Raw genomic sequence first — 24,625 nt, forward strand, 5'->3', positions numbered from 1 at the left:
CGGTCAGGCCGTCAGGTCGTCCGGGAAATGTTTCATCACACTCTGCACCGGGAAGGGTGTCATACCGCCCATGGCGCAGAGGGAACCATCAACCATGGTCTCGCACAGATCTTCCAGCAGCGCCAGGTTAGCCTCCCGGTTCTCGCCGGCGCGGATGCGATCGATCACTTCCACTCCCCGTACCGAACCGATCCGGCAGGGCGTGCATTTGCCGCAGGACTCCACGGTGCAAAACTCCATGGCAAAACGGGCCTGCGCCCCCATATCCACGGTGTCGTCAAACACCACCACACCACCGTGGCCAATACCCGCACCGAGCTTGGCGAAGGCTTCGTAATCCATCGGTGTGTCCCACTGGCTCTCGGGCATATACGCCATCAGGGGTCCGCCCACCTGGACGGCTTTCATGGGCCGACCGGTGAAGGTGCCACCGCCAAAGTCTTCCAGGATTTGCTTCAGGCTGACGCCGAAGGCCAGTTCGATCAGGCCGCCCTGGCGGATATTGCCCGCCAGCTGGATCGGCAGCGTGCCCCGGGATTTGCCCATGCCGTAGTCGGCGTAGGCCTGGCCGCCCTGATCGAGAATGAACGGCACCGCCGCGAACGACAGCACGTTGTTCACCACCGTGGGCTGGCCAAACAGCCCCTTGATGGCGGGCAGGGGCGGCTTGGCGCGCACCAGTCCCCGCTTGCCTTCCAGGCTTTCCAGCAGCGACGTCTCCTCCCCACAAATGTAGGCGCCCGCCGCCAGTCGCACTTCCAGGTGGAAAGTACGACCACTGCCCCGGACATCCTCGCCCAGATAGCCGGCCGCCTCGGCGCGGCGGATAGCTTCGTCCAGCATGCGATGCGCCACCGGGTATTCCGAGCGCAGGTAGATATAGCCCCGGGTCGCACCGACGGCCAGCCCGGCAATGGTCATGCCTTCGATCAGCATGAACGGGTCGCACTCCATCACCAGCCGGTCGGCGAAGGTTCCGGAATCGCCCTCATCGGCATTGCAGACGATGTATTTTTGCTGCTGCCAGGGCTCATCATGAACTGTCTGCCACTTGATGCCGGTGGGGAACGCCGCACCACCCCGGCCACGCAGGCCCGAAGTTTTTACTTCATCCACAATCGCCTGGGGCGTCATGGCCACGGCCCTGCCCAGCCCCCCAAAACCACCATGGGCCCGATAATCATCAATAGACAGTGGATCGGTAATACCAATCCGTGAAAAGGTCAGGCGCTGCTGGCGTTTGAGGTAGGGCATATCCGCCACCGGGCCGAGAAACAGCGGGTGATCGGATTTGCCATCGAACAGGCCGGCATCCACCAGAGCCTGAACGTCGTCCGGTTCAATAGGGCCGTAACCGATCCTGCCCGTGGCGGTCCCGATTTCCACCAGCGGCTCGAGCCAGCACAATCCGCGGGAACCGTTTCGCACCAGTTCAATGTCCACGCCCCGGGCGCCGGCGTGATACTCGATCAGTCTTGCCACCTCGTCCGCGCCCATGGACAGGGCGGTGGTATCGCAGGGCACGAAGATTTTTGTCGCCATGATCAAGGCTCCTGTGATTACCGGATGTCCAGCGCGGAGGTGGTGAGCTTGTCCGCCAGGCGGTCAAACTTCTGCGGGGTAATCCGGCCATGGATATCGTCGTTCACGCGAATGGACGGTGCACAGGCGCAGTTGCCCAGGCAATACACCGGCTCCAGGGTAAATTCGTTATCGGCGGTGGTGCCGTGGTAATCCACACCCAGCCGCGACTTGATATGGTCTTCCAGAGCGCGGCCACCCATGGCCTGGCAGGCTTCTGCCCGGCAAACATGGATGACCTTGCTGCCCACCGGGTGAGTGCGGAAATGATGGTAGAAGCTGATTACCCCGTGCACTTCGGCCCGGGTCTGTTGCAGCATCCCGGCAATGATGGCTACCGCGCCTTCGGGAATGTAGCCGATCCGGTTCTGGACAGCGTGAAGAATGGGAAGCAGGGCGCCGGGTTTGTGCTTCAGTGCGTCCACTTCGTCCCGGATCATGTCAGGTGTCCAGTCGCCGGCGCTGGGCCTGGTGGAGCCACCCGGTTGTTGATTTATCTGCTCTGACATATGCATGACTGTTCCTGTCTGTTTTTGTTCTGGTACAGTTCTAGCACTACGCTAGCACCCAATTCGTGACCACGGAATATGAACTGAAATGCATACCAAGAAGCTCAACATATCTCCCGCCTGGGTCTTCCGGACCGAGGACGGTGAACTGTTCGAGCCGGTTCTGTTCCGCCTGCTCGAAAGTATCCGCGACACCGGCAAACTCACCGTCGCCGCCGAGGCGGCCGGCATCTCCTATCGGCACGCCTGGAACCTGCTTAACCGTGCCACCCATGTCTTCGGCCTGCCCCTGGTCATCATGCGCAAGGGCCAGGGCACCAGCCTGTCGGACCTCGGCGAAAAGCTGCTCTGGGCCGATCACCGGGTCAAGGCCCGGTTGGGGCCTCAGATCGACAGCATGGCCTCGGAACTCAATGACCAGGTCCAGCAGCTTCTGGCCGGCAGCCACCCGGTCCTGCGCCTGCATGCCAGCCACGGATACGCCGTGGCCCTGTTACCGGAGTTCCCGGACCAGCTGGAGATCAACCTCCAGTACCGCAATCCGGAAGAGGCCCTGTCGGCACTCAACAACGGTGAATGCGACCTGGCCAGTTTCCATTTCCCCACTTGCCCGGAACGGGCCCGGGAAATTCTCGCCCACTATCGCCATCATTTATCCGGCAACAACCTGAAGCTGATCCGCTTCGTCACCCGCCGGGAGGGGCTGATGTTCCGGAAGAACCAACAAAACCGGATCCAAAGCCTGCACGATCTTGCCGATTCTCAGTTGCGCTTCATCGGCCGGGACCGCCATTCCGGCACCCGAATTCTGTTTAACCTGCTGCTCAAGCAGCAGGGCCTGGCCGAAGACGCCATTAACCGGTCACCCCAGCAGGAATTCACCCACACCGCCGTTGCCGCCTTTGTGGCCGCCGGCATGGCGGACGTCGGTTTTGGCGTTGAAGCCGCCGCCCGGCAATTCGGCCTGACCTTTGTCGAGCTGGCCCGGGAACACTACCTCCTGCTGTGCCGGGAGGACCGGCTGAATCAGACAAACCTCTCTCGCCTTATTGGCCTGATGCGGTCCGAACCGTTCATTGGGCGTCTGCAGGAGCTGCCCGGTTACGCTCCGGACAACCCCGGCGAAATTACCACCTTCGAGGCGCTGATCGCCGGGGATTCAGATAATCAGGAATCGGAGGGTGCCGGAACCAAAGCAGAAGGGTTCCGGCAATAACCTTGACAGGGAACAGCTAAATCGGGGAGTTAACGGAGGTCGGGATTCAATGTGTAGGTACCGGTTACCCGGGTACTGGCCAGTACGTGGCCGGCCATCGCCTCGCGCACGTCGTTACCATCAAACTCGCCCTCAAGGCCCAGACTGTCCACATCCAGTGCGTGCACTTCAAAATGGTAGTGGTGAATGATTTCATCGTTCCACGGCGGACAGGGACCGTCATAACCGGCATAGGTGCCTGCCATGTCCGGGTTGCCGGCCAGGAACTGGGTGTAAGTGTTGACACCACGGACACCGATGGGCCCCGGACCGGGATCCTTGCCCTTGGGGATCACGCCATCACTGTCCTCGCCCTCCGGAATCCGGGTAATACTGGCCGGGATATCCACCAGCAGCCAGTGGAAAAAGTCGACCCGCGGAATGTCTTTGGAGACGGTTTTACCTTCCTGGTTAACATCATCCGCCACGCTGGGCACATCCGGATCAAACACCATTACCACAAAGCTTTTTGCGCCTTCCGGCGTATCTTCCCAGACCATCTCGGGGTTCCGATTGGGCCCGAAGCTCATGTGATCCTCTTCGCTGTAGACCCCGAACGCGAATTTCTCCGGAATCGGCTGGCCTTCTTCAATGCCTTGAACCTTCAGTTTCACGGCTTTGCCTCCTGTTAATCGTTGGCCTTTGGCTCTCTGACGGTGTCTGGAATGAGCCCGTTCTGTGATAATAGGTTGTAACACAAAATCAACTGACCTGACCATGGAGCCCTGATGAGCCACCAGAAACCCGGCCAGCCGCAAAAGCCCGCCAACCAGAAGGATGAGGACGCCGTTGCCTTTGCCCAGGGTATTTTCGATCTCGCGCGCAATGGCGGTGCCGGCCCGCTCAGCGTGATGCTGGATGCCGGCGTACCGGTTAACATGCGCACCAGCGAGGGCGAAAGCCTGCTGATGCTCGCCAGCCGGAACGGTCATTCCGAGACGGTCCGCCTGCTACTGGAGAAAGGGGCTGATCCCGGGGCCCGGAATAACGAGGGTGAGACCGCGCTCACACTGGCGAAAACGGACAGCGTCCGGAGCCTGATCAGCGACTCGAACCAGTAACCCGCAATGTTCAACAAGGGCGAGATTATTCATCACACCCGGGATGCCCTTGGAAGTATTCTGGTGATCGACTACCGCAAGCACCGGGTACTCACCTTCAATTCGGTGTTCGAGCAGAGCAAGATCGACCGGCGCTATCCGCATCTCCCGGTGCACGAATACAATCGGGCCATGCTGTTACCAGCGGCTTTTGCCCCTCCCAGCCATGTCACCATCCTCGGCCTCGGCGGGGGCGTTATGGCCAGCGCTTTCCATCATCTTTACCCGGAATGCCGGATTCACGCCGTGGAACTCCGGCAGGCGGTTCTCGATACCGCCCGGGAATTCTTTGACCTGCCCGTCAGCAATCGCCTTGAAGTCACCATCGCCGATGCCCGCAATGCGCTGGAAAAACTGCCAGACGCCAGCACCGGCATGATCCTGGCTGATCTTTATAACGCCGACCGTATGAGCCCCGCCCAGGCCCAGAGACACTTCGTGGATGACTGCGCCAGGGTGCTAGGCAGCAATGGCTGGCTGGTGCTGAATTACCATCGCACGCCGGATGTCGAGGGGCTGTATTTCAGGCAACTGAAGAAACACTTCACCGTGTTGCTGATGTTCAAAAGCAAGAGCAACAACACAGTCATTTACGCCAGTAAACAGCATTTCCAGTCAGTCCACTCAAAAGACCCGATTCTGGCGGAGCTGGAAACCCGGCTACCGATCGACTGGCGCCGCCTTATGGCCAAGGTCAGTCGCCTCGAGTGAGCAGGAAACTACCCGGGATTTGATCTCAATCCTTGAGGATTGGTGAGGATGCACCATAGTTTGTTGTAAGGAACTCACAGAAACCTGTAGGGAGTGCTGCCATGAGCGAGGAAGACTACAAGAAGCTCCACCCGGTGCTGAGCGAGGTCACCAAAACCTACGTTGACCTGTACACCAACCGGCCAAATGAAAAGAACCGGGCGCAGCTGATCAAGCTGGAAGCCCTGTTGCACGAGAAACTGGAAGCCATTCAGAAGGCAAAGGAAAGCAAGGGATAGCAATCTTCATTCGCCATCCCCGATTTTGTCCTGGGTCCGGGTCTCGAAATCACTGGCATCGTGCCGTTCGTGCAGCTGTGTATTCGGCTCGCCCCAGGTGCGGTTCACTATGCGCCCGCGCTTGACCGCCGGCCGCTGGGCGATCTCGTCCGTCCACCGGAGAACATGGGCATAGGTGTGAGCTTCCAGGAACTCGGCAGCCTCATAAACCTTGTTCTTCACCAGGGCGCCGTACCAGGGCCAGATCGCCATATCGGCAATGGTGTACTCATCACCGGCGATATAGCGGCTATTTGCCAGCTGACGGTCCAGGACATCCAGCTGGCGCTTGACCTCCATGGCGTAACGGTTGATCGGGTATTCGTACTTCTCCGGCGCGTAGGCATAGAAGTGACCGAAGCCGCCACCGAGCATGGGGGCGCTGCCCATCTGCCAGAACAGCCAGTTCAGGGTTTCTGTGCGCCGGACAATGTCCCTGGGCAGGAAGGCGTCGAATTTTTCCGCCAGGTACAGCAGGATCGAGCCGGATTCGAACACCCGGATCGCAGGATCGGAGCTGTGGTCCATGAGTGCCGGAATCTTGGAGTTGGGATTCACCTCAACAAAGCCGCTGCCAAACTGCTCACCTTCGGTAATCCGGATCGGCCAGGCGTCATAGTCCGCCCCTTCAAACCCCTGCGCCAGAAGCTCCTCCAGCATCACGGTGACCTTCACGCCGTTGGGTGTCGCCAGCGAATAGAGCTGCAACGGGTGTTTGCCAACCGGCAGTTCCTTGTCATGGGTGGGCCCGGCGATGGGGCGATTGATGTTGGCAAATCTACCCCCGCTCTCGGAGTCCCATTTCCAGACTTTCGGTGGTGCGTAGGTAGCGTCGGTCATGGCATTTCTCCTCACAAAGTAGCAGTCAGCTGGTTCCGAGGTCGCATTGAGCCCGGGGCCGAAAACTCTAGCATGGAAGATCAGACAAAAAGAACCACAGGAGTACTCCATGGCGGGGCGCATTGTGCTCCTTTTCACCTGTCTGTTTATCTTGCCCGCAGCCGACGCGGAATTGTCGGACAGCAAGCGGGCAATGATCCGGGAGCTGTTCCCCTCGGCAACCGTGATTCAAGACAAGTTGCCGGACTTTCCCGTGTACCCGGTGTATCAACTCCAGGAGCTGCTGGGTTATGCCTACGAGTCCGTGGACCACAGCCGTCTCCAGGGCTTCGCCGGCAAACCCATCAGTCTGCTGATTGGCCTGGACACCAAGGGTCGGTTTACCGGCGTAAAGGTGCTGAACCACCACGAGCCGGTCTTCCTGCACGGGCTGGGTGAAGAACCCCTGTTCGCCTTTGTAGACCAGTACGAAGGCCGTTCACTTCGGGAACAGATTATTGTCAGCACCTCAAATTCCAGCCGGTCCGGGCGTACCAGCGACGGCAGTGTGGTGCACTTTGACGGCGTCAGCAAGGCCACCGTGTCGGTACTGATCATCAACGACACCGTGCTTTCCTCGGCGCTGAAAGTCGCCCGCACCAAACTCGAAGGTTTTGCCCAGAGCGCCCCGACGCGGGCGAAACCGGAGTTCTTCGAGCCCCTGTCCTGGCAGCAGCTGGTGGACCGTGGCTTTATCGGCCACTGGCAGGCCTCAGGAGAGGCCATTGAAGCGGCGCTCGGGCGGCCGCTCAGCGACTATCCGGTGGATATCGAGCCCGCCGGGGGTGAGCCCTTCAGCGAGCTGTTCTTCGGTTATATCAACTCGCCCATGGTCGGGCGTAACCTGTTGGGTAACGAAGGCTACCAGCGACTAATGCAAAGGCTCGATGACAACGCCCAGGTGCTCGCTGTTATGTCCCGTGGTGTGTTTCCCCATGTGTCCGAAGAGTTTGTCCCAGGCAGCTCACCGGACCGGATCGGCCTTATCCAGAACAACCTGGCCGTTGAAATGCGGGATCTGAACCTGCTTGATCAGGATCTGGACTTCCATGCTGCCGGCATCCCCTCGTTTGAGGCCCGCCACCTGTTCCGCGTCGGCGGTAACGCCGGCTTCAACCCCGGCGCCCAGGCCAGCCTCAAACTCAACGTGGCGCTGGCCCGAAACCATCTGATGGTAGATAGCACCTCACTGACAATACCTGTCAAATTCAATGATTCGCTGTTTGAAACCGTTGAGGTTGCCCCCAACCCCCGGGATATGCGGGAACCGGTGTGGGTCGGCCTCTGGAAAGAACGCTGGTGGCAGATCTCGCTGCTGGTTCTGAGCCTGGCATTACTGACAATGTTCTTCGCCAAACAGAGAACACTGAGCCGGCACCCGAGACTGGTGCACCGTTTCCGTTGGGGATTCCTGTTTTTTACTCTGTTCTTTATCGGCTTTTATGCACAGGGCCAGCTTTCGGTCGTCAACGTCTATACCCTGTTCCTGGCCATCTGGGACGGTTTTTCCCTGAATGTTTTCCTGCTCGACCCGGTGATTTTCATTCTCTGGGTCTATACCTTTATCACCCTGTTTATCTGGGGCCGGGGCCTGTTCTGCGGCTGGCTGTGCCCGTTCGGGGCCCTTCAGGAAATGGCCGCCTGGCTCGGGGAAAAACTGAAATTCCGTCAGGCCAGAATACCCGAGCACTGGCACAGGCGCCTGATCCTGATCAAATACCCGATTCTGCTGGGACTGGTAGGTACTGCGTTCTATTCTCTCACCCTGGCCGGGCAACTGGCGGAAGTGGAGCCCTTCAAAACCAGCATTACGCTGCTCTTCGTTCGCTATTGGCCATTCGTGGTTTACGCCGTTGGCCTGCTGGTGACCGGCATGTTCATTCACAAGTTCTACTGCCGCTACCTGTGCCCGCTCGGGGCAGGCCTTGCGGTGCTGGGCCGTCTCCGGCTGTTCAGCTGGCTGGACCGGGTCGAGCTCTGCGGCAATCCCTGTCAGCACTGCAAAAACGCCTGCGGCATCAACGCCATCCGCAAGGACGGCCGGGTAGACTACGATGAGTGCATTCAGTGCCTGGAGTGCGTCGTTATCCTGCGGGATGAGGAAGCCTGCGTCGACAAGCGGCTCGAAAACAGGAAACGGGCAAGGCAGGAAAACATTCTGGCAACCGACGCCAGCTGACTGTTATTGATTGATTACTCAAGCTATAATTGAGCAGTCATTCAAAACACGGTATTGGTGATTCGTTGTTATGGCCAGACATGCACGCTACGACAGAAAAATCGCTCTGGAAAAAGCGGTGGGACTGTTCTGGGAGAAAGGCTACCACGGCAGCTCCATGAAACAGATTGAGCAGGCCCTTGATATGCGCCCGGGCAGTATTTACGCTACGTTCGGCAGTAAGGATGGCCTGTTTTCAGAAGCCCTGGCGGCCTACGCCGAACAGGGGGGGCTTGAACTGGCGGCCCACCTTAAAGGGTACGAGTCCATCGTTGACGGGCTACAGGACTACCTGCGCGGCATCGCCTGCAGTTGTGGCGGTGAAGATACACCACCCTCCCGGGCGTGCATGATCGTGAAAACACTGCTGGAATCCAGCAACACTCACCTGGCCCTGGCCGCCCAGGCCAACAGCATTCTTGCTGCCATCGAGCAGTCCATTACGGAACTGCTGGAACAGGCCAGGGCAAGGGGCGAGCTGGTGCAATCGGTGGATTGCCGGCGCCTTGCCCGGCTGCTTCAGGCCCAGATTATGGGGCTCCGATCCATGGGTGAGCGCAAGCTTGAGGCCCAGACCATAAAGGAGCTCGGCGACGACATGGCAGCTATTCTGGACTGTTACCGCACCCACCACTAGGTTTACCGGCCCCGGGGGCGGGGCGGGGCTGAAGGTAGCGACACTGCGGTAGCATTAGCACCCTATCTTTCATCGGTTCCCCAGTGAGGACAGCCAAGCGTTTTGCCTGCAGAGCGCTTGGCTTTCTTCACTTACAGGTCTGATTGCTATGGACAAACTTCATCATATTGTTGTGGTTGGCGGCGGCGCTGGTGGTCTTGAGCTGGTAACCAGCCTGGGCGACAAACTGGGAAAGAAGCGCAGGGCCAGAATTACCCTGGTGGATGCCGGGCTCACCCATGTCTGGAAACCCCTCCTTCACGAAGTCGCCTCCGGTTCCCTGGACGCCAACGCCAACGAGATCAACTACCGCGCCCATGCCAGGAAGCATTACTACGAATTCCAGCTCGGGCGCATGAGCGGGCTGGACCGCACCGCCAAAAAACTGGTCATTGCTCCGTTTCACGACGAAGAAGGCGCAGAAGTGGTGCCCGAGCGCCACATCAGCTACGACACCCTGGTCATCGCCGTGGGCAGCACCGCCAATGATTTCGGTACGCCCGGCGCCCAGGACAACTGTCTGTTCCTCGACAGCCTGAAACAGGCCAGGCGCTTCCACAAGCTCATGCTCAATGCCTTCCTGCGCAAGAATCACAAGGCACTGCAAGGTGCAGAGCACACCCTGAACATCAGTATTATCGGCGCCGGCGCCACCGGAGTGGAACTGGCGGCAGAACTTCGCCTGGCGTCCCGGGAGCTGCCGGTGTACGGAATGAATCACCTGCAGGCATCCGACGTCTCGATCAGTGTGATCGAAGCCGCTGACCGCATCCTGCCGGCACTGCCAGCCCGGCTCTCGGCCGCGGCCACGCGAGAGCTGGAGCACCAGAATGTACAGGTACTCACCGGCCAGCCGGTCAGCGAGGTCCGGGAGGCCAGCATTATCATGAAGGACGGCACCGAGCTGCCCGCCGAGATGACCATCTGGGCAGCCGGAATCAAGGCCCCGGCGTTCCTGGCCGAGCTGGACGGCCTGGAGGTGAACCGCAGCAACCAGTTGGTGGTGGAGCAGACCCTGCAGACTACCCAGGACACCGATGTCTTCGCCCTCGGTGACTGCGCCGCCTGCCCGCAACCGGATTCAGACCGGCCGGTACCGCCCCGGGCCCAGGCTGCCCACCAGCAAGCCGACACCCTGTTCAAGACCCTGTGCAACCGGCTTGAGAACGGCGAAGCTGTGCCATTCGTTTACAACGATCATGGTTCACTGATCAACTTCAGCCGCTATACCACCGTTGGCAACCTCATGGGCAATCTGTCAGGCCGCAGCATGTATATTGAAGGCAAGGTTGCGCGCCTGTTTTATTTGTCGCTTTACCGGATGCACCAGGTGGCGCTGCACGGCATGCTCCGCACCGGCATCATCTGGCTGATGGACAAAATCAGCCGTGCCATGCACCCGCGTCTCAAACTACACTAGAAAGGAAACCGGCCGGAGAGGCAATGGAGCGGGTGAAGGGAATCGAACCCTCGTATGCAGCTTGGGAAGCTGCCGTTCTACCATTGAACTACACCCGCAAAACAATGGCCGCGTGAGCAATATAAGCGGTCAGCCCGGTTATGGGCAAGGATTCTGTCTGGAGAATAAATGGACCCCACCCTGACCCTGCTCGGTGCCCTGATGCTGGTCATCAGCATTGTGCTCAGCCCGCTTTCCAGCCGGGTGGGTATGCCTGTGCTGCTGATATTCCTGATCGTGGGCATGATGATGGGCGAGGACGGCCCGGGCGGAATCGAGTTCAATGATTTTGAACTGGCGTTCGTGATTGCCAACCTGGCCTTGGGCGTCATCCTGCTGGATGGCGGCATGCGTACCCGTTCAGAAACCTTTCGGGTAGGTCTGAAACCCGCCCTGGTGCTGGCAACGCTGGGGGTGGCCATGACAGCCGCGGGCGCTGCCGTTGTCGCCTGGTGGGTATTTGACCTGCACTGGCTGACTGCGTTGCTGATCGGTGCCATCATTTCCTCCACCGATGCCGCCGCCGTTTTCTCCCTGCTTCAGGGCCGCGGCCTGCACCTGAATGAGCGGGTCAGCGCCACCCTGGAAATTGAATCCGGCAGCAACGATCCAATGGCCATTTTTCTGACCCTGATGCTGGTTACCCTGATTGGCAATACCGGCGACCAGGCCGGCTGGGCAGCGCTGACCATGCTGGTCAAACAGTTCGGAATTGGAGGTATAGCGGGCATTCTTGGCGGCTTTGCCGTAGTGGAGCTGGCCAACCGCATTCGCCTGACACCCTCTTTATATCCGCTGCTGGTGGCCGCTGCCGGCATTTCGGTATTTTCCGCCACCAACGCCCTGGGAGGCAGTGGCTTCCTGGCGATTTACCTGACAGGTGTGGTGATCGGCAACCGCCATGTACGGATGATGCCGATGATCCTGCAGGTCCACGATGGCCTCGCCTGGCTGGCACAGCTTTGCCTGTTCCTGATGCTCGGCTTGCTGGTCAATCCGTCCGATCTGATTCCGCTGGCCGGTGGTGGCCTGGTGCTGGCACTCGCCCTGATCTTTGTCATTCGCCCACTCACGGTTATGCTCACGCTCTGGCCGTTTGCCTTTAACCGGCGGGAGCTGATTTTTATCAGCTGGGTTGGCCTGCGCGGGGCGGTTCCGATCGTCCTGGCCCTGTTCCCGATCATCGCGGACCTGCCGGAGGCGCAGCTGGTGTTCCATGCGGCCTTCTTCATTGTCCTTGTTTCCCTGCTGGTTCAGGGAACCACCATGGCGCCCCTGGCCCGTAAACTGCGCCTGGAGGTTCCTGCCGGAGAGGACCCCTATCGCCGGCTGCCCCTGGATGCCCCTGCGGCGGGTGATCACGAACTGATGCTGTTTCCCCTGCGCGGCAAGAGCTGGGAGACACCGCGCCGTCTGAGCCAGCTGCGATTTCCGGAAAACACGGCGGTGGCCGGTGTTTTCCGCAATCGGGTCTGCCTGCAACCAAAAGGGGATCTGGAAGTGGCCAGTGGCGATATGGTGGCGATGTTTGCCACGCCCGGCGTGTTGCCGGAGCTCGGTAAGGCACTCAGCGGCCGCCATGCCCCCAAATACCTTGCCGAGCGGGCATTCTTTGGTGATTTCGTTCTCAATGGCGATGCCCTGCTGGGGGACGTGGAGCAGGTCTACGGCATCGAGTTCGACGAACTGCCCCCGGAACTGTCCCTGGCCGAGTGCTTCACCAGACGGACCAAGGGGCACCCGGTTGTTGGGGATATCGTAACCCTTGGGCCGGTTACACTGGTTGCCAGGGCTACCAGTGCCGACCAGGTGACCAAGGTGGGTCTTAAAATGGACAGTTCACAAAACAGCTGAGGGACGACCCGGATAGCTAAAAAAGTTAACAAAACCCCTTAACAGATCGCTGACAGGCTATGGTATAAAACGCCTGTACAAAGATTAATCATTGGTAAGTTAACGATATGCTGATTACTCGCGCTGCTTTCTACGCCTTGGTCCTGTTCTGGCTGGCAATGACACCTCAGGCTATGGCCACGGAGTTGCTGGCCAAAGCCGACCCCCGGATGCCTGCAGAAACCGCATACACCCCCGTCGATATTCAGGATGTCAGCAAGGTCGTGGTTCGCAAGGGTGAACGGCGCCTTTACCTCATGAGCGGGGATCAGGTGGTGCGCAGTTATCGCATTTCCCTGGGCGACAACCCGGAAGGCCATAAGCTGTATGAGGGTGACGAACGGACCCCGGAGGGCGACTACACCCTGGACTGGCGCAACGCCGAAAGCGATTTCTACAGATCCATCCACATTTCCTACCCCAGCGAGCGGGACCGGGAGCTGGCTTCTGCCTGGGGGCTGGATCCCGGTGGCAGCATCATGATTCACGGCTTGCCGAACGGCGAGGAAGACATGGCGTTTGCCTACCGCGGCCTGGACTGGACCGACGGCTGCATCGCCGTTACCAACGAAGAGATAGACGAAATCTGGCAACTCGTGTCCAACGGCACCCCGATCAGCATTCATCCCTGAAGAAAGTCTGGCAACAGCATTAAGTTGTTGTCATAAGCTAAGAATATTTACCTATCCTGAGTTAACATTTTGCCTTACAGTGTTTTACACTGTTTAACGACTCCGGTAGTCGTTGCCTATTGCACCTATCGGGCAGGTTGACAGGAAGTCGTCTATACTGACTTTCGGATCACAGGAAATAACTCGACCAATAAGGGGATTTACAATGCGTAAACTGACGATCGCCGGGCTTGCACTGGCCACTGTTCTGACTGCAGGCTGTGCCACGACGGATCAGGGTGCCGTCGACGAAGCAAATGCAACAGCAAGCTCCGCTGAGAGCACTGCTAAAAATGCACTGAGCACCGCGAACAGCGCTGCCGGCACTGCCCGCTCTGCCCAGCAGACTGCGCAAGAAGCACTGGCGGCAGCCAAGGCAGCTCAAAGGGCTGCTGACGAAGCCAACGAGCGTGCCAAGCGTATGCTCGAGCGCTCAAGCATGAAGTAAGGCTCACGCCGATGATGCTGAAAAGGCCGGGTTTTCCGGCCTTTTTTATGCCTCGGCGTCCGGGTTTTCCGGAGTCACCGATTTGTTCTCCTTCAGGAACGTTGTCATCAGTTCCATCGGCAGCGGAAACACGATGGTGGCCGTATTGGTATTACTCATGTCCGCCAGCGTCTGCAAGTACCGGAGCTGCATCGACCCCGAATTCGCTGACATCACATCCGCCGCTTCTACCAGTTTCTTCGACGCCTGCAATTCGCCTTCGGCGTGAATGACCTTGGCCCGCCGCTCACGCTCGGCCTCTGCCTGACGGGCGATAGCACGAATCATGGATTCGTTCAGGTCCACATGCTTGATTTCCACATTGGCCACCTTGATGCCCCACTCCTCCGTCTGGGAATCGATGATCTCCTGAATGTCCGAATTCAGCTTGTCCCGCTCCGAGAGCATTTCATCCAGATCATGCTTGCCCAGCACCGAACGCAGTGTCGTTTGCGCCAGCTGGCTGGTGGCCGAGTCGAAATCCTCAACCCGGATGATCGCTCGCTCCGGATCCACTACCCGATAATAGAGCACGGCATTTACCCGAACCGTGACGTTATCCTTGGAAATCACGTCCTGACTGGGCACATCCAGTACAATGACCCGCAGGTCAACCCGCACCATCTGTTGTATACCCGGGATTATGATGATCAGGCCCGGGCCTTTCACCCCCTGAAACCGGCCCAGAAAAAACACCACACCACGCTGATATTCCGGCAGTATCTTGATGGCCGAGCCGAGAATCAGTAATAACACCACGATAGGTGCAAGGTAAGGAATCAGTTCGCCAATCATACGGCCTCCTTGTTTTGCCGTTAGACTCTGTTTGCCGGATCAGCCGTTTTCCGGGATGACCCTGACGGTTACCGTTAAACCCTCGATTGCTGCAACACGGACCCGGTCGCCCTCTTTGACGGGCTCCTCGCTTATGGCATTCCACCGCTCACCGCTGAGTCTGACGTGCCCCCGGTAGTGACCATGTTCTCCTGAAAAATCGTCCAGCGACACGCCCTCCTCGTGGGTTAACTGCTCGGTGCCACTGACCGGAGACCTGCGGCGCAGACCAATGAACCGGGTGACCGTCCAGAGGATAAACCCGGCCGCAACCACGGCGGTGCCGCCAATGGTCGGCAGGGAGATATCCCGGTGGCTGCCATCCATCAGGATGACCGATCCGGTCACGAAGGCGACAATCCCGCCGACACCCAGTATTCCGAAACTCGGCACAAAGGCCTCACCCACGATAAACGCCAACCCGAGCAGAATCAGCGCCAGACCGGCGTAATTCACCGACAGCACCTGGAAGGCGAAGAGTGCAAGAATCAGACTGATGGCGCCAATCACGCCGGGCACCACGGCACCGGGATTGGCCAGTTCGAAAATAATGCCGTAAAACCCGATAATCATCAGGAAATAGGCGACGTTCGGATCGGTGATCACGGACAGCAGGCGGGTGCGCCAGTCTGGCTGGGAGCGGACAATTTCAAGATTTGCGGTTGCCAGCGTCATGTCTCCCGACGCCATGCCAACCTGACGGCCGTCGACTTGCTGAAGCAGATCCCGGAGATTCGGAGAAACCACGTCTATGACGTTCTTCTCAAGCGCTTCGGCGGCACCAAGATTCACCGCTTCCCGCACCGCCTCTTCTGCCCAGTCGGCATTGCGGCCGTGGCGCTCTGCGAGCCCGCGAATGTAACTGACGGCATCTTCCAGCACCTTGCGCTCCATGGCGGTGGTGCCACGACGTTTGTTGCTCTCTTCCCCGGCATTTTCTTCGGCAGCAGGCGACTCAGCTCCGGACTCAGCGCCCTCCTTGGCATCAGCGTCTTTGGGTGCAGGTTCACTGGCCGGCTCCTGACTTCCCGGCAGGCCGCCCATCTGCACCGGGGTTGCCGAGCCCAGGTTGGTTGCCGGTGCCATGGCGGCGATGTGACTGCCATACAGAATGTAGGTGCCGGCGCTGGCTGCCCGGGCGCCCTGGGGAGAAACATAGGTAGCCACGGGCACTTCGGAGGCAAGGATGACCTTGATGATGTCCCGCATGGAGTTCATCAGGCCGCCGGGTGTGTCCATTTCGATAATAACGAGGCCGGCGCCTTCGGACTCAGCCCGGCGGATGCCTCGGGTGACATAGTCCATGGTCGCGGGGCCGATGGCGCCCTCAACGGTGAGTACCAGGGCGATGCCGGACGACTTCTGCTGGGCAAAGACCTGGTGCGCCAGAGAAGCCAGTGCCAGAAGCACACCGGTCAACAGCACCAGGGCCCAGAGCCGCAGACGGGCGGGATTCTGTGATCGCATGGCACGGTGTACCTGCATAACGCCTCCCCGGATGCGGAAGAAATTCAGAATATTCGGGCGAGCACCGAAACCGGCAGACGCCGAAGCAAAAATCCGATCGGAGTCCAGGGCCAGGTGGGCACAAAACACTCGTCCTTACCCGACTCAATCGCCTTGACCATGGCCCTGCATCCTGTTTTTGCATCAACAATAAAGGGCGTGTTGCGGACCTTCTCGTTGATCTCGGTTCGAATATACCCTGGGTACAGTGTAGTCACCTTTATCGGGGATTTCGCTTTCGCGAGGTCCACGCGCAACCCCTCGGACAGAGCCGCAATACCAGCCTTGGTTGCCGCGTAGGTGGTAACATTCCCTGGCAGGCCCCGCACGGCTGTTACTGAAGATACGGTGACCAGATGGCCCCGGTTCTGTTCCCGGAAGAGCTCCATGGCCGCTTCCATCTGGGCGAGGGCCGCCACGAAATTGGTCTCCGCCGTCTGCCGGTTGGCATCGAACTTGCCGGTGCCCAATGGCTGCCCCTTACCGATTCCGGCGTTGACAATAATCCGCTCCAGGCTACCGAACTCGTCACGAAACGCCCTGAATACCGAAAACACCTGATCATGATCGTTCACATCCAGAGCCCGAAGACTCACCGTGATGCCTGGGTACTCCCGGCCAAGTTCCTCCCTGAGCTTCTCCAGGCGATCGGTGCGCCGGGCGCACAGGGCCAGATTGTCGCCGCGGGCCGCGAATTCGCGTGCCATGCCTTCCCCCAGGCCGGAACTGGCGCCGGTAATCAGAATGGTTTGACTCATGGACACTCCCTGTTTTTCATTATTGTGGGGAACTGGACTGGCCGCAAGCTCCCCCTCAGAAGTAAAGCCGCTGTTCCGGTTCGCTCTCGGATTCGGGCGTTTTCTCGTCAACGGTCCTGTCCGCAGCCATCCGGGTAACCCGTTCACCAATCATGGTGGGCAGGCCATCGGCCTGATCCACGGCAAGCTCAATGGCGCTGCGCTTCACCTCTACCCCCGGATGGTTTGCCCGGAAAGACTCAACTTCGGCAAATACCTGCTGCCACAAACGGTCCCGGTCCTGACTATTGTAGTCCTCATGGGGGCGGTGCACTTCGAGCCAGACCTCGCCATCGGAAAACCCGATCTTGACGGCATCATGCACTACCTGAACCGGCGTGCCTTTTTCAACCTGGTAAACGAACCTTGAAATGTCTTCGTTATACATCCGGAAACAACCGTGGCTAACGGGCATACCCACACCAAACTTTTTGTTGGTGCCGTGAATCAGATAACCCTTCTCACTCAGCAACAGGGCATGAGTACCCAGGGGATTCCCCGGACCAGGGGGAATCATTCGGGGCAGATAATCACCAGATGCCTCGTACTCGGCCCGGATACTGGCCGGCGGATACCAGGCAGGGGATTCCAGAGGCATGGTCACTTCCGCATCGGTCAGGGGTGAGGGATTTTCCGCGGTACCAACTCCGACCGGGTAAACCTGCACGCCCTGGTCGGTAAAATAATAGAGGCGATATTCGGCCAGATTAATGACAATCCCCTCACGCCGGGCATCCGGCAAAACGTACCGGCGCGGCAGGGTAATGGTGGTGCCTTCGCCGGGCAGCCAGGGGTCAACGCCGGGGTTGGCCTTCACCAGCTCCAGATACCCCATAGCCAAGCGGTTACCAATAGCCGCAAAGGTATCCTCGTAACTGGTTTCATAGACTCCCAACTGTCCCGCCAGGTCACCCTGGACCGGGAAGGTCGGAACACGGGGGCTTCGGTCCGGCGCTTCCGGGCTTTCGGGATCGCCGGCATTCTCTCCACCCTGTGCAGACACACCTTCTGCAGGTTCCGCAGCCTGAAGTGCCGGTAGCATCAGGAACTGCGCCAGGAAAAACACCACTAGAGATCTCAACCACATAAACAAAGTTCCGAAAGCATCAGGGGCACCCGGGTAATGACAGCAGGTACCTTCAGGAGTTCACGTAGGTCAGGAGTTCACGTAGGTCGCCCATACCGTGACTACAGCAAGCGCAATAAACAGAACGCCCGCACCAGTTCGCGCCGTGGCCAGGGGCAACCGTTCCGTCAGCCAACGCCCCGTCATAATAACCGGTATGCTGGCCAGCAGCATCCCCACCGTGACTCCCGGGATAACCCAGCGGGTCTTGCTGACACGAGCAGCGAGCACAACCGTCGCCACCTGGGCCTTGTCACCGGTTTCCGCTATGGCAACTAAACCCGCATCCGCCATACCGGTATCGCCGCGACCGCCACAAACACCGCCACCAGCCACCAGGCCGAATGGAAGGCGTTGACCGTGGGCATTCCCGCACTGTGTTCACCAAACTCAATGGTCAGCGCCACCAAGTTGACGCCGAAGGCGCCGCCCAGCTGTCGCATGAAATTGAGAGTACTGGAACCGGCACCCAGCTCCTGCGGTTCCAGCGGATTCAGGGCACCCGTTGACAGTGCCGGAAGCATAAAGCCGATACCGATCCGGCCCAGCACTGCCCATAGGGCCAGCCAGCCAAAGGCCAGATCCAGATCCGAAAGGGCGAACAGCGCCGCCGACAGGGCAAATACTGCAATGCCGAAGATAACCAGCTTGCGGGCGCTCTGCTTGTCCGCCAGACGGCCCGCCAGGGGGAAAATCATGCCCAGGACAATGCCGGCCGGCAACATCAGCAACCCGGCTTCTGTCGCCGTGAACCCCAGGGCGGTCTGTACAAACAGGGGAATCAGGTAGGTGGATCCGAACAGGGCAAGGCCCAGTGCCATAGCACCCAGACAGGCATAGAGAAAGGCCGGCTTGCGCAACAGGCTAATGTTCACCAACGGGTGCCGGATGCGCCGCTCCCGGAAGATGAAGAGCGACAGGGTTGCTATCGCCAACAGTGCCTCAGCCACGAGCCATGCCTGCTGTCCGTCCGCCTGCTGCAGCCTGTTCAGGGTGTCGAGTGACAGTGCGATGGTAAACCCGAGCAACGCCAGGCCGGGAAGATCAAAGGGGTAGGGAGCCGGCCGCGACACTGGCAGAGGCAGAAAGCGCCATGCCATCAGGACACCCACAAGCGTCACCGGAGCCGGGGCAAACATCACGTATCGCCAGCTCAGCTGATCAACCAGAAAGCCGCCCAGTACCGGACCCAGAGCCGGCGCCAGGATCACGCCCATGCCATAGATGCCCATGGCCTGACCACGCCGGTTCCGGGGAAAAATACGGAACACCAGGTACATCCCCATGGGTTGCATCAGACCGGCCATGGCGCCCTGACCAATCCGCGCGACAATCAATTGCTCCGGCGAGCTGGCGAACCCACCGGCAAGGGAAATCAGCGTGAACAGGAACATGGCCGTGGCCAGGGTTTTTCGAACCCCGAAATGATCCAGCAACCAGGAAGAGGCGAGCATGGTGGTGGTCATGGCGGCGATGAATCCGGTTGCCAGCCAGTGCACCTGGCCCTGACGGATACCGAACTCCACCATGATGTCGTGAAGCGCCACGTTGACCACAGTGGCGCTGAGAACAGTGGCCATGGTGCCCGTAACCACCGTAGCCAGTGCCAGCCAACGCCAGCGATCCCCGTAGCGGGCCTTCAGGCCCTCAACCGAGTTATCAGCCAAGGATTACTTCTGCTTTTCAGCGTTTTCCAGGATCTTGTGGAAAACCTTGACGGTACACTCGATCTCTTCGTCGCTGATGCCCTCAAGCATTTCCTCCCGAAGTACCTCGGCTCGCCCGGAAAGCTCATCCATAAAGGCACGGCCGGCGTCCGTCAGGTGCAGGCGGCGGGCCCGGCGATCGTTCGGGCAGGGCCGGCGTTCAATCAGCCCCTGCTGTTCCAGGCTGTCCAGCAGCCGAACCAGGGTCGGATTCTCGATAGCCATGAGGCTGGCCAGTTCACGCTGGGTCAGGCCTTCACCGCCCTTCTCCAGATACACCATGGTGCTCCACCGTGCCTGGGTTACGCCAAGATCCTTCAGGCGCTCATCCAGCATTTTTCTCCAGCGGCGGGTAACCCGGGCTACCGCAAAAGGAAACTGCTCTCTCATTTGTCGTCACTCCGTTCAAAAAGGGACAAGGTCAAGCCTTCGGAAAGACCGGCAATCAGCCAATAAGCCACATATCGGAAAGTTACCAATAGTATGCTAATCATTGAAATAAAAACAGATGTGGAAGTAAAAACAAAATCGGGGAAAACCGAGAGCTGCGTCAGCCGGCCTGACGCAGCTCGTCCTGCATCTCATCGACTTCAGGAGACTGGTGGAACTCGCTATTCCGTGGATCCAGCTCGGTAAGCACCGGAGACGTTTCCGGCATGGCCGGCACAAAGTGCTCCTGATCTTTCACCGCAACATCCTCGGTATGACTGATCCGATAGCTGGTGATAACCGCCAGCACCAGAAGGAAGCCGGCATTGCCCAGAAACAGCCCTTTCGGCCCAAGCAGATTGATCAGTTCGGCCATGGCGACCGGCCCGATGACACTGCCAACACCGTAGCTGAGCAGCAGCGTGGCGCTGGCAGCAACAATGCGGGTACTCTCCATGCGGTCATTGGTGATGGCCACCGCAATCGGATACAGGGTGGCAGACAGGCCGGTAAACAAGCCCACCAGCAGGGTCAGCAACCAAGGGTTAGACGCCCCCAGAACCCCGATACCGCCGGCCGCGGAGGCCGCAAACACAGCCACCCAGAACATCACCCGACGACGTTCAAACCGGTCACAGAGCCGGCCCAGTGGCCAGGCCAGTATCATCGCGGCCACGATGGCACTGGCCATGAAGGTGGATGTCCTGGCAAGGTCCAGCCCGACCAGCGTGGCGTAAACCGGGCCGAGGGCATAAAAGCCGCCAATCATGATGCCACAGACCAAAGCACCGGCGACGCCGGTAAAGGACTCACGGGCCAGAGTAAAGATGGAGATACGCTGAACCTGTTCAATCACCGGTGCTTCCATACGGGTCATCGCCAGCGGAACCAGGGCCAGCGTCAACAGAATCGCTGCAATCGAGAATGGCATGAAGTTGGCCGGGTCGCCGATGTTGACGATCAACTGGCCACCGGCGGCTGAGAGGTAAAATACTATCTGGTAAACGGCAAACAGCGCGCCCCGGTTGGCGTTGGTTGCCCGGCTGGAAAACCAGCTCTCGATAACAACCAGAACCCCGGCAATGCTGAAACCGGAAAGCACTCGCAGTGCCGCCCAGAAAATCTCGGAAATGGCCATCGGATAGAGCAGGGAAGTCACGGCAGCAATCGCAGCCAGCACCGCAAAGGCACGGATGTGGCCAACACGACCTATAATCCGGTGGACGTATAGGGTGCCAAGCACAAAACCGATGGAGTAACAGACCAGAATCCAGCCGATAATATCTGGCGATATGGCCTCAATGCTGAGGCGGATACCCAACAGGGTCATCAGGAACGCATTACCGCTGACCAGCAGAATGATACTCAGAATCAGGGCAGACAGGGAGGCGACCATTCGGGTCATTACAGCAGCTCCGGGCGTTACAGGATGTTTTCGGGGTGATGGAACTCAAAGTAGCAGCAAGCACCGGACCTTGCCGGCTACGTATTAGATCAGGAGCCTGAAGTAAAACCACTAAGCACTTCCCGAAACCCGTTAACTGCGTCACAAAAACCCGCAAAGGCCGCTATATTGCTGTTTAACAGAGTTTTACATTAATGTGCCGTAACAGACCCTGCGTGTCGGAGCGGGTAACATGAAATCAAGCTATTCATTGGATCATGAGCGCCTGGTTATGAAAAAAACGGACTGGCCCATCCGCTGGGATCTGCTGCTTCGCTACCGACTGATTGAAACCATTGCCCTGTGGGAAGGTCGCCTGACCACCAACCACATCTGCCACAGCTTTGGCATTGGTCGTCAGCAAGCATCCAAGGACATCAATACCTACCTGCGTGAGCTGGCACCCGGCAATCTGGTTTACGATCGCCATCTGAAGGGCTATGTGCCAGCCGCGAAATTTCGGCCGGTGGTTACCCGGGGACTGGTGAACGAGTATCTGGACCTGCTTGCCCGCCAGCAGAGCCTGAGCAGCACCTTCAAGTCCCTGAACATCGGCCTGCCCGACAGTACGGTTGTCCAGGGCCCCAACCGGGTGATTGCGCCTGAAACCATGCGGACGGTGGTCGCGGCAACGCGGCAAGGCCGACAATTGCGGGCCAGCTACGCGTCCCTGAGCCGGCCTGAAGCCGTGGAAAGCATCCTTGAACCACACACCCTGGTTTGTGCCGGCAACAGCTGGCACCTGAGGGCCTGGTGCGATTCAAACCGGGAATTCCGCGACTTCGCCCTGAGCCGCTTCCGCACTTCCCCGGAAGCTCTGAGACCACGGGCAAAACATACTCGCGAGCAGGACGACGACTGGAACCGCGAAGTCACCCTGGTGGTGACACCGGATCAGCGCCTGACCGAGGCCCAGCAACAGATTATCGCCAGGGATTACGGCATGGAACGTGGCCGGCTGGAGATCGATACCCGCGCTGCGCTCGCACCCTACGTGCTGTCACGCCTGGGGATTACCTTCGATAACCAGCACCCGGACCCTCTGGTACAACAGCTTGAACTGGCCAACCCGGATCAGCTTGGTTTCGGCAGCAAACGCGAGCAGGCGCTCAAAGCCGTCGCCGGCCTCTGCTAGACTCCCGGTGTGAGCTCCAAAACCCGGTTTCTTCCCTTCCTCAGTTTTCTGGTTCTGCCGTTGCTGCCAATGGCAACAACGGCAGAACCAGGCTGTGGTGAACCGGCCACAGCTATTTCTGCTGTCCAGGGCGATGGCCCTGCCTCTGCCCTCACCGGCCAGACGGTGACGGTGGAGGGTATTCTTACCCTGGACTCCCGCTCAAAAGGCGGGTTCGGCGGCTTCTATCTTCAGCAGGCAGACCACCAGACCGACAACAACCCGGCCACCTCTGAAGCGGTTTTCGTCTATACCAACCGGGATACCGGAAAACCCGGCATGCGTCTGCGAGTAACCGGCAAGGTCAGGGAATTCCACGGACTGACCGAACTGGTCGCCGTACAGAACCTCCGGATATGCGGCCAGGAAGCGCAGCCAGAGCCGGCCACCATCGAGCTGCCCTGGTCCAGGGACCCCGAGAGTCTGGAAAACATGAGGGTGACCTTCCGCTACCCCCTGACAGTGGTGGACAACTACAACCTCACAAAATACGGCGAACTGGCATTGGCGGCATCGGATCAGGTCCAGCCCACCGAATACCTGGCCCCCGGGCAGCGGGCGCACCGACGGTCTGCCAGCCATCGGCAAAGCCGGGTGTTGCTGGATGACAACCGCTCCCAACGGGACCCCAGGCCGGTCCCCTGGCCGCCAACCGGCCTGTCGCCATCAGCCACCGTGCGGGCCGGTGATCAGATCGACCGACTCGCTGGCATCCTCGATTTCCGCTTTGATGCCTGGCGAATCCAGCCGGTGACTGAGCCCCGATTCGTCGTGACCAACCCGCGCAAAAAGGCGCCCCCACGTCCGCCAGGCGATGCTGTGCGGGTGATGGCCCTGAATCTCGGAAACTTCTTCAACGGAAATGGCCAGGGCGCTGGCTTTCCCACCCCGCGAGGCGCTGAAACCAGGGCTGAGTTTCGCCAACAGCGACAGCGTCTGATTCAGACTCTTCAGGCGCCAGACCCGGACATCCTGGCGGTTGCCGAACTGGAAAATGACGGTTATGCCGCCGCCAGCACAATCGCCGGGCTGGCCCGTTTTCTCGGGAGTCAATGGGAATTTGTCAGCACCCCGGGTAACGACGGTGGCGACGAAATCCGTACCGCCTTGCTATACCGCCGCGACCGGATAACACCAATCGGTTTACCCGAACGCCTGACCGACGGTGTCTTTCGATCCGGAGGCCGCCCCCCTCTGGCACAGGATTTTCGCCGTGTTGACGGTGAGCAGACAGTCAGGGTTGTTGTCCCTCACCTGAAATCGAAATCCTGCCGGGGCGCCGTGGGCGAAGATCAGGATCAATCCGACGGGCAGGGTTGCTATACCAGCCGGCGGGTTGCCGAAGCCAGGGCCCTGGCCAACTGGCCCGGTGCCTTTTCCCGGGACACCCGATCCGCCGGAACCCTGATTGTCGGCGACCTCAACAGTTACGCCCGTGAACATCCGCTTTCCGTTCTAACCAGGGCCGGCTTTACCAGCATGGTGCACCAGTTCCACCCCTGCACTCGCGCGACCTGCCCCCACTACACCTATCGTTACAAGGGTGAGAAAGGCACCCTGGATTACGCCCTGGCCTCCAAAAGCCTCCGACCACTGGTACTCCAGGCACAGACCTGGCTGATCAATGCCGATGAGCCCCGGGCGCTCGGCTATCAGGGCATTTCCCAATCCGATCAGCAAGGGCCCTGGCGATCCTCCGACCACAACCCGGTGATTATCGACCTCAGGCTCTGAGAACTGTCCCCCGGGTCAACGCTACCGATTGCCCGTCCGCCGGACCAGACCGGCAGTTGGCCTTTCGGGCCATTTTAATCCGTCAGCGAAGTCATGGGGGAATGCATCGGGAGTCGCCA

General features: G+C 59.4%; 24 protein-coding genes and 1 tRNA gene. 12 read left to right on the forward strand and 13 right to left on the reverse strand.

The window, feature by feature from the left end:
- Positions 1-3 precede the first annotated feature (3 nt).
- Entirely contained in the window at positions 4-1,542 is a 1,539-nt protein-coding gene (locus tag NLK58_RS12540; RefSeq protein ID WP_117618839.1) for an NADH-quinone oxidoreductase subunit NuoF, read from the reverse strand.
- Between the two features lie 17 nt (positions 1,543-1,559).
- Positions 1,560-2,096, reverse strand: coding sequence for a formate dehydrogenase subunit gamma (locus NLK58_RS12545; protein ID WP_341580888.1), 537 nt, complete (start codon positions 2,094-2,096; stop codon positions 1,560-1,562).
- 82 nt (positions 2,097-2,178) lie between these two features.
- Here NLK58_RS12545 and NLK58_RS12550 point away from each other — a divergent pair, with 82 nt between their 5' ends.
- Positions 2,179-3,306: a substrate-binding domain-containing protein gene (locus tag NLK58_RS12550; RefSeq protein ID WP_117618840.1), complete on the forward strand. Its 1,128-nt coding sequence runs from the start codon at positions 2,179-2,181 to the stop codon at positions 3,304-3,306.
- 29 nt (positions 3,307-3,335) lie between these two features.
- Here the strand turns inward: NLK58_RS12550 and NLK58_RS12555 are convergent, their stop codons facing one another.
- Positions 3,336-3,959, reverse strand: a complete 624-nt coding sequence (locus NLK58_RS12555; protein WP_117618841.1) for a YbhB/YbcL family Raf kinase inhibitor-like protein — start codon at positions 3,957-3,959, stop codon at positions 3,336-3,338.
- A gap of 114 nt (positions 3,960-4,073) precedes the next feature.
- On the opposite strand from NLK58_RS12555, the gene NLK58_RS12560 reads away from it, so the two are divergent.
- The 3 genes from NLK58_RS12560 to NLK58_RS12570 all read left to right on the forward strand — a co-directional run bounded on the left by NLK58_RS12560 (position 4,074) and on the right by NLK58_RS12570 (position 5,434).
- Positions 4,074-4,406 carry an ankyrin repeat domain-containing protein gene (locus NLK58_RS12560; protein ID WP_117618842.1) on the forward strand — a complete coding sequence of 111 codons (333 nt, stop codon included), beginning with the start codon at positions 4,074-4,076 and terminating at the stop codon, positions 4,404-4,406.
- 6 nt (positions 4,407-4,412) lie between these two features.
- Positions 4,413-5,156 carry a spermidine synthase gene (locus NLK58_RS12565; protein ID WP_117618843.1) on the forward strand — a complete coding sequence of 248 codons (744 nt, stop codon included), beginning with the start codon at positions 4,413-4,415 and terminating at the stop codon, positions 5,154-5,156.
- A gap of 101 nt (positions 5,157-5,257) precedes the next feature.
- Positions 5,258-5,434: a hypothetical protein gene (locus tag NLK58_RS12570; RefSeq protein WP_162893729.1), complete on the forward strand. Its 177-nt coding sequence runs from the start codon at positions 5,258-5,260 to the stop codon at positions 5,432-5,434.
- Positions 5,435-5,440: 6 nt separating this feature from the next.
- On the opposite strand, the gene yghU is transcribed toward NLK58_RS12570, so the two are convergent.
- Entirely contained in the window at positions 5,441-6,313 is an 873-nt protein-coding gene (gene yghU, locus NLK58_RS12575; protein ID WP_117618844.1) for a glutathione-dependent disulfide-bond oxidoreductase, read from the reverse strand.
- Positions 6,314-6,422: 109 nt separating this feature from the next.
- Between yghU and NLK58_RS12580 the strand changes: the two genes are divergently transcribed.
- The 3 genes from NLK58_RS12580 (at position 6,423) to NLK58_RS12590 (ending at position 10,666) form a co-directional block, all read left to right on the forward strand.
- Positions 6,423-8,531, forward strand: coding sequence for a 4Fe-4S binding protein (locus tag NLK58_RS12580; RefSeq protein ID WP_341580889.1), 2,109 nt, complete (start codon positions 6,423-6,425; stop codon positions 8,529-8,531).
- 70 nt (positions 8,532-8,601) lie between these two features.
- Positions 8,602-9,207 (forward strand): TetR/AcrR family transcriptional regulator, encoded by a 606-nt coding sequence (locus NLK58_RS12585; protein WP_117618846.1) that lies wholly within the window; start codon positions 8,602-8,604, stop codon positions 9,205-9,207.
- Between the two features lie 148 nt (positions 9,208-9,355).
- Positions 9,356-10,666 (forward strand): NAD(P)/FAD-dependent oxidoreductase, encoded by a 1,311-nt coding sequence (locus tag NLK58_RS12590; RefSeq protein WP_341580890.1) that lies wholly within the window; start codon positions 9,356-9,358, stop codon positions 10,664-10,666.
- Positions 10,667-10,690: 24 nt separating this feature from the next.
- Here the strand turns inward: NLK58_RS12590 and NLK58_RS12595 are convergent.
- Positions 10,691-10,764, reverse strand: a tRNA-Gly gene (locus NLK58_RS12595).
- A 70-nt stretch (positions 10,765-10,834) separates the two neighbouring features.
- Between NLK58_RS12595 and NLK58_RS12600 the strand changes: the two genes are divergently transcribed.
- The 3 genes from NLK58_RS12600 to NLK58_RS12610 all read left to right on the forward strand — a co-directional run bounded on the left by NLK58_RS12600 (position 10,835) and on the right by NLK58_RS12610 (position 13,717).
- Complete coding sequence (locus NLK58_RS12600) at positions 10,835-12,559, forward strand: potassium/proton antiporter (protein WP_341580891.1); 1,725 nt, start codon at positions 10,835-10,837, stop codon at positions 12,557-12,559.
- Between the two features lie 107 nt (positions 12,560-12,666).
- Positions 12,667-13,230 (forward strand): L,D-transpeptidase family protein, encoded by a 564-nt coding sequence (locus NLK58_RS12605; RefSeq protein WP_341580892.1) that lies wholly within the window; start codon positions 12,667-12,669, stop codon positions 13,228-13,230.
- Positions 13,231-13,435: 205 nt separating this feature from the next.
- A complete protein-coding gene (locus NLK58_RS12610) occupies positions 13,436-13,717 on the forward strand; it encodes an Lpp/OprI family alanine-zipper lipoprotein (protein WP_117618850.1) in 282 nt (93 codons plus the stop codon).
- Positions 13,718-13,762: 45 nt separating this feature from the next.
- On the opposite strand, the gene NLK58_RS12615 is transcribed toward NLK58_RS12610, so the two are convergent.
- From NLK58_RS12615 to NLK58_RS12650, 8 genes are all read right to left on the reverse strand, one after another.
- Positions 13,763-14,551 carry a slipin family protein gene (locus NLK58_RS12615; protein ID WP_341580893.1) on the reverse strand — a complete coding sequence of 263 codons (789 nt, stop codon included), beginning with the start codon at positions 14,549-14,551 and terminating at the stop codon, positions 13,763-13,765.
- A gap of 39 nt (positions 14,552-14,590) precedes the next feature.
- On the reverse strand, positions 14,591-16,075 hold the full coding sequence (locus tag NLK58_RS12620; protein ID WP_341580894.1) for a nodulation protein NfeD: 1,485 nt from the start codon (positions 16,073-16,075) through the stop codon (positions 14,591-14,593).
- Between the two features lie 26 nt (positions 16,076-16,101).
- Positions 16,102-16,854, reverse strand: a complete 753-nt coding sequence (locus NLK58_RS12625; RefSeq protein ID WP_341580895.1) for an SDR family oxidoreductase — start codon at positions 16,852-16,854, stop codon at positions 16,102-16,104.
- A gap of 55 nt (positions 16,855-16,909) precedes the next feature.
- On the reverse strand, positions 16,910-17,980 hold the full coding sequence (locus NLK58_RS12630) for a L,D-transpeptidase family protein (RefSeq protein WP_341580896.1): 1,071 nt from the start codon (positions 17,978-17,980) through the stop codon (positions 16,910-16,912).
- A 69-nt stretch (positions 17,981-18,049) separates the two neighbouring features.
- Positions 18,050-18,313: a TMEM165/GDT1 family protein gene (locus NLK58_RS12635; protein ID WP_341580897.1), complete on the reverse strand. Its 264-nt coding sequence runs from the start codon at positions 18,311-18,313 to the stop codon at positions 18,050-18,052.
- Complete coding sequence (locus NLK58_RS12640) at positions 18,295-19,686, reverse strand: MDR family MFS transporter (RefSeq protein WP_341580898.1); 1,392 nt, start codon at positions 19,684-19,686, stop codon at positions 18,295-18,297. Before NLK58_RS12640 ends, NLK58_RS12635 begins: the two co-directional genes overlap by 19 nt.
- 3 nt (positions 19,687-19,689) lie before the next feature.
- The gene (locus NLK58_RS12645; RefSeq protein WP_341580899.1) at positions 19,690-20,115 is read right to left on the reverse strand and encodes a MarR family transcriptional regulator; all 426 of its coding nucleotides are present in this window, start codon (positions 20,113-20,115) and stop codon (positions 19,690-19,692) included.
- Positions 20,116-20,275: 160 nt separating this feature from the next.
- Positions 20,276-21,559 (reverse strand): MFS transporter, encoded by a 1,284-nt coding sequence (locus tag NLK58_RS12650; RefSeq protein ID WP_341580900.1) that lies wholly within the window; start codon positions 21,557-21,559, stop codon positions 20,276-20,278.
- 271 nt (positions 21,560-21,830) lie between these two features.
- Between NLK58_RS12650 and NLK58_RS12655 the strand changes: the two genes are divergently transcribed.
- The gene (locus NLK58_RS12655; protein WP_205422338.1) at positions 21,831-22,733 is read left to right on the forward strand and encodes a YafY family protein; all 903 of its coding nucleotides are present in this window, start codon (positions 21,831-21,833) and stop codon (positions 22,731-22,733) included.
- A gap of 9 nt (positions 22,734-22,742) precedes the next feature.
- Positions 22,743-24,506: an ExeM/NucH family extracellular endonuclease gene (locus NLK58_RS12660; protein ID WP_341580901.1), complete on the forward strand. Its 1,764-nt coding sequence runs from the start codon at positions 22,743-22,745 to the stop codon at positions 24,504-24,506.
- Positions 24,507-24,625: the final 119 nt, after the last annotated feature.

The organism is Marinobacter metalliresistant (genome assembly GCF_038098645.1).
Lineage (GTDB): Bacteria > Pseudomonadota > Gammaproteobacteria > Pseudomonadales > Oleiphilaceae > Marinobacter > Marinobacter metalliresistant.